The 12038-nt window shown below is 52.3% G+C and carries 5 protein-coding genes; all 5 read left to right on the top strand.

Annotated features, from left to right (window positions below):
• Positions 1-2: 2 nt before the first annotated feature.
• Genes LHF31_RS13020 through LHF31_RS13000 form a run of 5 tightly spaced genes read left to right on the top strand, consistent with a single transcriptional unit; the run spans position 3 to position 12030 of the window.
• Positions 3-1670, top strand: coding sequence for a GAF domain-containing protein (locus tag LHF31_RS13020; RefSeq protein ID WP_298006566.1), 1668 nt, complete (start codon positions 3-5; stop codon positions 1668-1670).
• A gap of 3 nt (positions 1671-1673) precedes the next feature.
• A complete protein-coding gene (locus LHF31_RS13015) occupies positions 1674-3335 on the top strand; it encodes a GAF domain-containing protein (RefSeq protein WP_298006563.1) in 1662 nt (553 codons plus the stop codon).
• Positions 3336-3362: 27 nt separating this feature from the next.
• Positions 3363-6293 carry a GAF domain-containing protein gene (locus tag LHF31_RS13010; RefSeq protein ID WP_298006560.1) on the top strand — a complete coding sequence of 977 codons (2931 nt, stop codon included), beginning with the start codon at positions 3363-3365 and terminating at the stop codon, positions 6291-6293.
• A 9-nt stretch (positions 6294-6302) separates the two neighbouring features.
• Positions 6303-7085, top strand: a complete 783-nt coding sequence (locus LHF31_RS13005) for a ParA family protein (protein ID WP_298006557.1) — start codon at positions 6303-6305, stop codon at positions 7083-7085.
• A complete protein-coding gene (locus tag LHF31_RS13000) occupies positions 7054-12030 on the top strand; it encodes a GAF domain-containing protein (RefSeq protein ID WP_303774288.1) in 4977 nt (1658 codons plus the stop codon). The genes LHF31_RS13005 and LHF31_RS13000 overlap by 32 nt, the downstream gene beginning before the upstream one ends.
• Positions 12031-12038: the final 8 nt, after the last annotated feature.

Here is a 12038-nt window from a genome sequence, read left to right as displayed (position 1 = left end):
GTATGGACACTTACGATAAACTCTTTCCCGATTATACGCCGCCTGCCCTGCTCAAAATGGGCGGGATGACGGTTCTGCGTGAGCGCATCCTTCAAAGCATTCTATTGATGCTCAGCACTTCCGGCATCCTGTTTGTCCTTTACCTCTACCAGTCTTTCACAGCCCGGGGATTAGACAGACTCGGCACCGCTGTGGTTGTGTACTATGTCTTGCTCATCCTCTTTACTGTAAACCGCAACTGGAATCCATCATTCCGCGCTCTTCTGGTGATTCTGCTCCCGTACATCATCGGGATCATTTTCTTCATGCAATACGGCGCAATATCTGAACTTCGTTTCTTCTTTGCGGTGTCCACCATTCTCAGCGCTGTGCTCATGGGTACAGGCGGGTTCATTGGCATCATTGCATTGAATCTGCTTACCATGGTCGGTATCAACTTTGCACAGGAAAACGGATTGATTTTCATCAACTCCACCGGATACACAAACCTGAACTGGGGTTTTAACTTTCTGCTTTACCTGCTCTTCGGTGTAGGGGCAGGCGGAGCGATGCGCATTCTGGTTAACAATGTGGAGCAAAACCTGAAAGAGAAAGAACAACTGGCTTACGATCTCGAAAGCCAGCAAAATGTACTGGAAAAAACCATTCGGGAACGCACGGAAGACGTACAGCGCCGCGTAAGCCAGTTGCGCACAGCGGCAGAAATTTCCCGCGCCATCAGCCGGATTACGAATCCTGATACCCTCCTTCAGCAGGTGGCAGATCTGATCCAGCAGCGTTTTGGATTGTATTACGTGGGTATTTTCATGGTAGAGCCCTCCCATCGCTATGCCGTCTTGCAAGCCGGAACGGGAGAGGCAGGGCGAATCATGATGGAACAGAAACACCGCCTTCTGATTGGCGGGACCTCAATGATTGGGTGGTGTATCAATCATCGCCAACCCCGCATTGCACTGGATACAGGACGAGAGGCAGTACGCTTCAATAACCCCCTGTTACCCAATACCCGCTCTGAACTGGCATTGCCCATTTTGAGCCGCGAGGAAGTCCTTGGGGCAATGACCATTCAATCGGATCAGCCTAACGCCTTCGACCAGAACGACATCATCGTTCTGCAGGGTATCGCCGACAGTCTGGCAATTGCCATTGAAAACAGCCGTTTGTTTGCAGAGATGAACCGTAATCTGGAGGAAATTCGCTCGCTCAACCGCGCACTCGTCCAGGAAACCTGGAGCCGCGTATTGCAGGAAGAAGACGTCATCTCTTCAGAATACGCCGTAGGTGGTTCAACCGGCGAGGGAGCGAATAAGGTCAACATTCCCATCACCCTGCGCGACCAAACGCTGGGATATCTGGAAGTCGAGCTGGATAAAAACCAACTTTCAGAAGAGGAAGCCAACCTTCTTGAAGCCATTACCACCCAAACGGCACTGGCACTTGAAAATGCCCGTCTGGTGCGCGAATCGGAACGTCGCGTATATCAGGAACGCAAATTGAACGAGATCACGGCTCAGTTTGTCCGCGCCGCAGATGTGGAGAGCATTTTGCGCGCTGCTGTGGAACAGTTAGTCCAATTGCCATCCATCGCCGAGGTCTCAGTGCAATTGATCACTCCCGAATCCGCCCTCGAAACCCCTGGCGTTTATCGGAACAATGGGCAGGAGGAGTAAAAGATGAATTTCTTGAGATATCTGCGTCCCAACGAACTTCCGCCGTATCTACAGGAATTGCCTCCGCTTCAACAGCACCGGGAAATCGTGCTGCAAAACGCTCTTAATTTCCTTTCTCTGTTTTTCCTGGCAGGGGCTGGCATCTTAAGAGTGCTGTTTCCCGATTACCGGGATCTGGCAACACAAAGTCTGTTCATTGGGTTAGGTTTAGGTATTTTTGCCTTAATCCGCCGCATTCCCTTTAACTGGCGCGCACTGGCAGTATTACTGGTATTTGCGATCATGGGAACATCGGATTTGCTCGCCAACGGCTTAAACGGGAACGGCATGTTCTACCTTTTCACGTTTGCTCTGCTCTCTACTGCCTTTTTTGGAACTGTAACTGGCATCCTCCTCACCGCACTAACGGCAATTGGTGAACTGACAATCGGCATCATGATGACAACGGGAGCTCTCCAGGCACCTGTAGAGCAGATTGCCGGGTCCAATCAACTTGTTGCATGGATATTTCACCTGATTGCCTTTCTGATGAGCGCGGGTGTGTTGTTATCGGCTATTCATGAATTAACTCTGGGGTTCGCCAGACGGTTATCTGAGAAGGAAAATACTATTAATGCGCTGGAACACGATCGCACTAACCTGGAAAATGCTCTGCGGGCTTTGAATGCCGAAAGCAAGAAACGTAATGCCATGGCTGAAGCCAGCCGCAACGTTCTGTGGAGCGTTTATCCGGAAACCACCCTGGAATCTATGCTTCCCAAAGCCGCAAATGTCATCAAAGAGCAGTTCGGACTGTATCATGTAGGAATCTTTTTGCTGGATGAGAAGGGTGAGTACGCCGTGTTGCGTGCGGCAACTGGCGAAGTTGGCAGGAAGATGCTGGAGAACCAGCACCGCCTGCGCGTAGGACAGGTAGGCATCGTTGGACACGCCGCCGCAACTGGAGAACCCAACATCAGTCCCAATGTGGATGAAGACCCCCAGCACTATCCCAACCCTCTCTTGCCTGATACCCGTTCGGAAGCGGCTTTGCCCCTCCGCGTAGAAGGACGTCTGATTGGCGTACTGGATTTGCAAAGCACTGAAATTGGCGCGTCGTTTGTGGACAAAATGGAAACTATGAAAGACGTTGCCGACCAGCTTTCCATTTTGATTGAAAGAGTCGGATTGATGGAAAAACTGCAAGCCTCTCTGAAAGAGATGGAAGAAAACACCCGTCAAACCGTGCGTACAGGCTGGACGCAGTTCTTCCGCAACAAAAAACGGCAGCGATACGCTTTCAACATGCGTGCCAGTGGATCTTCATTGTCCTCGAATGGACATGAAACTGGCGATGCGAGTAGTGGCACCACTCTGGCTGTGCCTATTAAGATCCGGAATGAAACGCTGGGTGTAGTCAACCTGAAGTTTGCCACCAACAGAGTTCCCCCTGAGGTTGCCAATCTGGTGGAACAGGCCGTCAACCGTATGGCAATTTCGCTGGACAACGTGCGTCTTCTGGAAGAGATTCAGATGCGTGCAGAACGCGAGCAAATCGTCAGCGAAATTGCCGCTAAAGTACGTGCCACCAACGAAATTGAAAAAATTCTGGAAATTACCGCCCGGGAAATTGGGCGTTCCCTGGGAGCATCCGATGTCGTGGTGCATCTGGATACACGCAAATAATGGTTCCCTGCCCGAGCAGGAGGAAAAATGGCAGTGATTAATCCACCAACTTCTCCACGAAATAACCTTTCACTCGAAGGAAGAACCCTGAACATCCTTCAGGTGTCCCTTGCCTTTAACACCCTGATTGCGACGCTTTCAGGACTGGGTATCCTGCTATTCTTGATTAATGGCATACAAGAGGGAGCCTGGCAATTTTACATTCTGGCTGGACTATCTCTGCCTCCTTTCTTTTTCAGCATTAAATCTGCCCTGAAAAACGCTCGTGGAGAGTATTCCGATCAAGATTTTGGCTGGGCAAATGGCTTCTTCTCGCTCCTGGGGGTTGCCATTGCTTTCTTGGTGGATGGCGCTGGATTGTTAATCGCAATCAACTACATCATCATTGCGCTCTCTCTCACATCCACACTGGGGTTATTCCGCTCAGGTACTGCCTCGCTTTTCCTGGGATTGACCACCGCTTCCATTGCCGCGCTGGCAGGCGCTTTGAGCCCGTTTTCACAGGTACAAAGTGAAACCTTCATCGTCATCCTTATCGCTTTCCTGGCTATGGCTGTGATGGTCTTTTTCCTGCTGGGTATCACCCAGTTCATCTCCACAACTTTGCAGATTCGTCTGGTCACTGCGTTTCTCGTCGTATTGATCATTCCTCTGGCTATTGCAACCATAGCGCTTTCCGAAACTACCATCAATACCAACCGCAACCAGATTCAACAAAACATGATCGATTCCGCGGAGGAAGTAGCCCTCAGTCTGGATCGTTTCTTTGAAAATAACCTGAAAGCGATCCAGCAGGAAGCCAAAGCCGATATCTTCTCTCGATACTTTGAGAACCTGAAAGCCGGGAAACGCGAAGAACTGGATACGGCAGAGATACGCATGATTTTCCGCGTATTGGAATTGCGCGAGTCCAGCGAGCGGGCTTACCTTTCTTCTTATGCATTGCTGAATTCAGGTGGATATAACGTCTATGACACCATTCAGGCAAATCGCGGCAGATATGAGGGACGAAGGGACTACTTCCTGGTACCCTTTACGACCGGTAAGCCGTATGTCTCACCGGTTACATTTAACCTGGACGGCACCAGTTACTTTCATTTCTCAGCCCCGATTTTTAACAATCAGAACGAAGTTGTTGGTGTACTGAGAGCCACATACAATACGCTGGTTCTTCAGCGATATGTGACCAACTATGCCGGGTTCGGTGGTCCCAACACCCATGTCATTATTTTCGATGAGAATCTGGTACGACTGGCTGACACGTACCAGCCAGAAATGATCTTTACCACCGTGACCGCTTTAACTCCAGAACAACGCGCCGAGTTGATCATTCAAAAGCGCATCCCCGATCTTCCCATGATCCGTCCAGTATACAATGCCGACCTGGCGCGCTTTTTGCAGACTTCTGAATTAAACAAGGGCGCTATTCTGGAGATCGAAGGGGGAGAGGAAGGTAACGAGGTTCAGGAAAAACCCGAAATTGCAGGCATTTCTTCCATGAAGACAATGCCCTGGAAAGTGGTATTCTTCCAGGCTGAGTTCGATGAAACCCCGTATCGCAAAAGCCAGACCAGGGTGGCGACCATCATTGCCACACTGCTGGCATACGGGCTGGGGTTCGCGGCTGTGGGGGTTTCCAATATCCTGGCTTCTCCGTTGAGAGACCTGGCGAATGTAGCCCGCCGTCTTGCCAATGGAGACCTGAAAGCCCGCTCCGATGTCCACACCTCGGATGAGTTCGGTATGCTGGCTTCGGTCTTCAACCAGACGGCTGAACAACTGGAAAAACTGGTAACAGAACTGGAAGAGCGGGTCGCCCAGCGTACAGCAGAACTGGAGCGCCGCAATCAGACATTGACGTACCGCACCAATCAATTGAATACCATTGCACAGGTCGCGCGCGGTATCGTTTCGGCGCAGGAATTAACCCGATTCCTGGAAAATGTTACCGAATTAATCAGCGACCGCTTCGGATTTTACCATGTGGGCATCTTCCTGCTCGATGCCAACCGGGAATACGCTGTGCTGCGCGCCGCAAACAGCCCGGGTGGAAAACGCATGCTGGCACGCTCCCACATGTTGAAAGTGGGTCAGACAGGTATCGTAGGGTACGTCACCTCCAGAGGAGAACCCAGAATTGCACTGGATGTTGGTCAGGATGCCGTGTTCTTTAATAACCCCGACCTGCCCACCACACGGTCTGAAATGGCGCTCCCCCTCAAAGTTGGCGATGAAATCATCGGGGCGCTGGATGTACAGAGCGAATTGCCGAACGCCTTCAGCGAAGAAGACCTGAGTGTGTTTACCACACTGGCAGATCAGGTAGCCATTGCCATTTACAACAACCAATTGTACAACGAGACTCTGCGTGCGCTTGCCGAAGCCCAGCAACTGCACCGTCAGTACCTCCAGCAGGAATGGGCAAAAGAAGTCCGCACACATCAGCACCGTGGATACAGGTACTCAGCGAAGGGTGTTGAGCCCATTCATGAAGATCTGGACTTAAAAGATGTGGAGTATGTCTATCAGAACGGCAAGCCTTATATCTTTACCGAAGCCTTAAGCGATAACACCCAGCGGGCAGTCCTGTCAGTTCCCATCAGCATTCGCGGCGAGATCATTGGGGTTATCCGCGTTCAAGATCAGGGAGAAGCACGGGTGTGGTCGGACAATGAATTACAGGCGGTTCAGGATGTTGCCCAGCAAGTTGGCGTGGCTCTGGAAACCGCACGCCTGTTTGAGAAAACCGTACATCGCGCCGAGCGTGAACGCCGGGTGTTGGAGATCACCGGTAAGATCCGCTCCACGAATGATCCAAAGGAAATGTTGCAAATTGCCGCAGCAGAGTTGCAACGGGTGCTGGGCGCTTCAAAGGCGCAAATCTTCCTGCTCTCGGAAGATGAAGAAGAACTTTCTGCGCATGGCAACGGTAGTGGTTCAAATAACGGGAATCAGTAGGAGGGGAATATGGCATACATCATCGCCATAGCCAATGAAAAAGGAGGCGTTGCCAAGACTACCACCGCCGTCTCACTGGGGGCGGCACTGGTAGAGGCAGGGCAAACCGTTTTACTGGTGGATTTAGATCCCCAAGCCAATTTGAGTATGGCAGTGGGGATAGAACCGGTGCCGTCATCCAAATCCATCATGAGCGTGTTTCAGGACACCGGTTCGCTGCGAGAACACCAGGTAGAGACCGGCATTCCAGGGCTGGATATCATACCGGCAGCATTCGACCTGGGAATGGCAGAGCGGTTCCTGCCCATCCGCAGTGGTTACGAAACCCTCCTGCGCCGTCTTTTGCGCACCCCTGACTGGAAACACGATACCATTTTACTGGACTGTCCTCCCTTTCTGGGTGCGTTGACCACAAACGCGCTCGCCGCCGCAGATATGCTCATCATGCCCACACAGGCTGAATATTTCTCGGTGAGCGCTCTACGAACGATGATGGGATTGATTCGAAAGATTCGCAACGAACATAATCCCCAGTTGCTTTACCGCCTTTTGCTGACCATGTACGATCGCCGAAATCGCATTCATCGCACACTGGCAGAACAACTACGCGCTACTTTTGGCAATGGCGTTCTGGAAACCGTAATCGAGGTAGATACCCGCCTGCGTGAAAGCGCCATTGCGGGGCTGCCGATCATTTATCATTCCCCTCACAGCAGGTCTGCGTTGCAATACCGTGCCCTCAGTCAGGAGATTTTAACGTATGTCAAAGAAACGTCTGCAGAACCGGCTTAATCATCTCTTCTCCAGCATCACCCATGAGGTGGATTCTTCCCCTGCTTTAAGGGGGGATTCTACCCGTCCACAGGGATGGACATGGGAAGCCGATGAGCATGGTCATTACTGCTCCGTAAGCCCGGAAATGGGGCAAATATTGGGTATTCCGGTTGAAGAAGTTCTGGGAAAGCCGTTTTATCGTTATCTTCTGGATGAGGAAATCTTTGCCGACTTCAGCACGATCCCGGCAGACGCCTTGCCGGTTGAATTTTCAGTTCGTTTTCAGGACATTCAGGGGAACTGGCACCGTGCAATATTGAGCATCCTTTCTGCTCCGGATGATCATCAATCCACCTGGAAAGGAACGGTTGTTCTGCTTCCAAAAGAAGAGGCAAAAGCCGTTCCTGCTCCAAAGCCTCCTGCCGTTGAAACAAAAACCCGGATTCCATCTCCTTCAAGGAAGCCCCCCTCCCACCTGACTCCAGCCCAACCGTTCACACCCGCTTTTGTTGCCGGTGGAACAATCTTCGGAGTCGCCGCTGAAAATGGGAAGACCCATCTGGTAACGGCTCCTTCCACCCCCCTGGCAATGGAGAGTTTGCGGCAGAAAAAGCCTGTTGTTGTCCCGGCACAGGCGGGATTGCCTGCAACCATTGCAGTACCGGAAAATGCCGGGGAATACGGCAAACTTTTGGTAGAAATCATTGATAATGACCCACAGCGGATCTGGGATGATGAAGAGCATCAACTGGTGCTGGAAGTTGCCTCTCAGCTGGTGCTGGCGCTGGAGAATGCCCATCTGTACAACGCCGCCCAACAGGAACTGGCAGAGCGCGTCCGTGCAGAACAGGAAATTCTCCATCGCAATCAGGATCTGGCAACGTTGAACCGCATCGGTCAGCGCCTGACCAGCCTGAGATCTCATGAAGAAATTTATCAGACTTTTGCCGAAATGGCAAAAGAGGTTTTAAGCGATCGAAACCTGTTCATTGCAGTAGCGGATGAACATTATCAGACCCTTACCTTCCCGATATATCGAGAAGAAGGGGTAGATATCCTTTTAGCGGAGCGACCATTTGGCAAAGGGTTACCCGAAGCGCTAATTCAGCATGCCCGTCCGGTCCTTTTCAAAGACCAGGTCGCCCGGCAAATTACCCGCTTCAATTGTGAACTGCCTGAACGGCTCCCGAAGAGTCTGCTGGCAATCCCAATTCTGGTTAATGAACGTCCACGGGGAGTACTGGTCATTCAGGACTATGAAAAGGAAAATGCGCCCCAATTTGATGAAGTCCATGTAGAACTGCTCTCAACCGCGGCATCACAGGTCTCGACAGCGCTGGAAAACGCAACCCTGTTCCTGCAAATGCAGGAAACCCTGAAAGCGCTGGAAAACCGTGAGCGCTACCAGGCTGGCGTGGCACGGTCTGCGGCTACGCTGTCCGAAGCCGGTACGCAGGCTCTGGGAGACGTACTCAAATACCTTGGACAGGCGGCGCAAGCATCGCGGGTTTACTTCCTGCAATTCTCTGAAGGGGTCACTTCGTGCTGGACACTGGTGGAAGACTGGACCTCACCCATTGTGGCTTACCTGCTGGATCCCTCTAAAATTCACACCATCCCTGCTGAATTATTTGCCAATCTGGTAGGTTTTCTGCGAACCGAGGGCTGGGTCATTCCAACCGATTTCTCTTCCGAGGACCTTGCCGCCCAGTTCTTTACCTCCCAGGGTATCCAATCGGCATTAATTTTAGGCATTCAGGGAAAGACCACCATGCCCGACCTGCTCATCTTTGAGCATGTTGAGGCACACAGGTGGTCACAGGATGAAATCAATGCCTTGCGGGTAGCCGCAGAAGCCATTGCCAACACCTTTGTCCGCGAAGACCTGCTGGTCCAATTGCGCGCCAACCTGGACGAAACCGAAAGCCTTTACAAAGCCAGCAATCAACTGGTGGTTGCCAGCAATTTCCAGGAAATGCTCAGCGCGGTGATCACCGGCGTCCGTATGACGGAAATTAACCGCGGCGTGATGCTCCTGTTTGAAATGGACAGCCATCAACGCATCAGCCGGGTGTCCGTCCAGGCAAACTGGTACAGCGGTCGCGGCACCCCACCGCCCCAGATTGGAACAGAATTTCCACGTGTCATTTACGAACGACCGCTTCAAACCAATTCGCAATACTACTTTGAGAATCTGGAAGAAGCCGTCTTTGATGAAGCGCTGAAGCAAGACCTCTTAAAGCAAAACGTACGTTCGCTTGCTGTACTGCCCATGTGGGCAGGGAAACGCCAAATTGGCGTGGTTTTACTGGAAGGGGAACAAAAACGCGCCTTCTCCCCGCGTGAAAAGCGCCTCTTACCACCGTTGATTGACCAGTTGACCATCGTGGTTGAAAACCTGCGTCTGTTTGAGCAGACCCAGCAAGCCCTGAAAGAAACCGCGCGGTTGTACAACATCTCCAGCGAAATCGCCGCTGCGAAGGACGCCGATGAAATGGTGGACCTGGTGATTCGCGAAGCCCTCCCGCGAGGCGCGGAAGCCGTCTCCCTTCACCTGACCACCGGCACAGAAGGCGAAATAAACGAAATCGAGGTTGCCGCATACCACAGCATTACCGGACGAACCCAGTTCAAAGGTGCCCGCCTTCGCGCATCTGATGTTCCCATCTTGTTTGCGTTGCCCGATGAAGGCATCTCCTTTGCTCAAATTGACGACGGCACTCTCGACCCGGTCTCAGCCACTACTCTGAAGCGCTTTGGTATTCAATCGGGCGTCATTGTACCCCTGCGTTCCGGCGGACGAACTATTGGCGTCATGGGGGCATTTTCCAGCCAATCTATGAAGTACGATCCAGCAGAAATCCGAGTCTTCCAGACGGTTGCGAACGGTATCGCAGTCGCCATAGAGAAGATTCGCCTGCTTCAGCAAGCCGAACGCCGCGCTCTGGAATTGCAGACCGCCGCAGAAATTGCCCGCGATACCACCAGCACCCTCTCAACCGACGTACTGCTGCGCCGTATCGTTACCCTGGTGGTGGAACGATTCAACCTGTATCAGGCGTCCATCTTCCTGCTGGATGATACCGGGACCTATGCGGTGGTCCGAGAATCCTATGGACCTGCCGCTGAGCAATTGAAGGAACGCAAGCACAAACTGGCAGTCGGTTCACGTTCGGTAGTTGGCACGGTGACCGCTACCGGAGAACCGTTCATCCTGAACGACGTCACCACTTCTACCATGTACTACCCGAACCCGCTCCTGCCGGAAACACGCTCGGAAATGGCATTGCCGCTCAAACTGGGCAACCGCGTTATCGGTGCGCTGGATTTGCAATCCAGAAACCTGAACGCTTTCCGCAAAGATGAATTGGCTGTGTTAACCATTCTGGCAGACCAGATTGCCGTAGCAATCGAAAACGCCCGGGCGTACGAACTGGCGCAGAAAGCGGTGGAAGAGATGCGCGAGGTGGACCGCGTCAAGAGCCAGTTCCTCGCCAACATGAGCCACGAACTGCGCACCCCGTTGAACTCCATCATTGGCTTCTCGCGCGTCATTCTGCGGGGCATTGATGGTCCCATCAACGAGACACAACAACAGGACCTCACAGCGATTTACAACTCCGGTCAACATCTGTTGAATCTGATTAACGACATCCTCGACCTCTCCAAGATTGAAGCGGGCAAGATGGAACTGTCCTTCTCGGACGTCAACATCCCCGACATGATCAACAGTGCCATGTCCACCGCAGTCGGGCTGGTCAAAGATAAACCCATCAAGTTGATCACCGAAATCGAAGAGGGATTACCGACTGTCCGCGCGGATGCAACCCGCGTACGTCAGGTGCTCATCAACTTCCTCTCGAACGCCGCCAAGTTCACCGATGAAGGCTCGATTACGGTGCGCGCTCGCCGGGTGCGCAGCCCGGAGGGCAAACCCGAGATCATGATCACCGTGACCGACACCGGACCGGGGATTGCTGAAGAAGACCGTTCCAAACTGTTCCTTCCATTCTCTCAGGTAGACGACTCGCCCACCCGTAAGACGGGCGGTACCGGTCTGGGGTTGTCTATTTGCCGCTCGCTCATCGAAATGCATGGCGGACGCATCGGTCTGCTGGAAAGCACGGTAGGAGTGGGCTCGACCTTCTTCTTCACCCTGCCCTTACCGCTTGAGGAAGGAAAACCGGAAGAATACATTCCTGAGGATGCATTGACGGTACTTGCCGTTGATGACGATCCTCAGGTCATTGAACTGTATCAGCGTTTCCTCAAACCTCAGGGCTATTACATCATTCCACACACCGATCCCCGCACCGTTGTGGAACGGGTCAAGGAAGTACAACCCTTTGCCATCACACTGGATATCATGATGCCCGAAGTGGATGGCTGGCAGGTCATGAAGAAACTCAAGAGCGATCCTGAGACCAGGGATATTCCGATTGTTGTATGTTCCATCCTCGAAGAAGAGGAAAAGGGATACAGCCTCGGTGCGGCTGATTATCTGGTCAAGCCATTCCTCTCCGAAGATCTGTTAGGCGCGCTCAACCGCCTGAACCGGGATGGCAAGATTCGGGAAGTGCTGGTGATTGATGACGACCCGGAAGATTTACGCCTGGTGCAGAAGATGCTCGAAGAAAGCCAGCGCTATCATGTCAACCTTGCTCAGGGCGGTAAAGCAGGCTGGGATTTCCTGCAAAACAGCGTACCCGATGTCATCATTCTGGATTTGTTCATGCCAGAGATGAATGGCTTTGAACTGCTGGGAAATCTGCGGACACACCCAACCTTCAAGAGCATTCCGGTCATTGTATTGACTGGTGCGGATCTGACCGCGGAACAGCACCAGCAATTGAACGAGTTTGGACAAAGCCTGCTGACCAAAGCCATGTTGCGCGAAAAAGAACTGCTGAACTCTCTGGAAGAGGCTTTGCGCCGCTTCCGTAACGAAACCAAACCTTCCTAAATTAATGG

The sequence above is a fragment of the Anaerolinea thermophila genome (assembly GCF_020723905.1).
Taxonomy (GTDB): Bacteria; Chloroflexota; Anaerolineae; order Anaerolineales; family Anaerolineaceae; genus Anaerolinea; species Anaerolinea thermophila_A.
Note: the sequence above shows the minus strand (reverse complement) of the source record. Positions and strands in the feature narration are given on the sequence as shown.

Coding starts and splice junctions, on each gene's coding strand:
- LHF31_RS13020 (WP_298006566.1), top strand. CDS start 3: ATGGACACTTACGATAAACTCTTTCCCGATTATACGCCGCCTGCCCTG.
- LHF31_RS13015 (WP_298006563.1), top strand. CDS start 1,674: ATGAATTTCTTGAGATATCTGCGTCCCAACGAACTTCCGCCGTATCTA.
- LHF31_RS13010 (WP_298006560.1), top strand. CDS start 3,363: ATGGCAGTGATTAATCCACCAACTTCTCCACGAAATAACCTTTCACTC.
- LHF31_RS13005 (WP_298006557.1), top strand. CDS start 6,303: ATGGCATACATCATCGCCATAGCCAATGAAAAAGGAGGCGTTGCCAAG.
- LHF31_RS13000 (WP_303774288.1), top strand. CDS start 7,054: ATGTCAAAGAAACGTCTGCAGAACCGGCTTAATCATCTCTTCTCCAGC.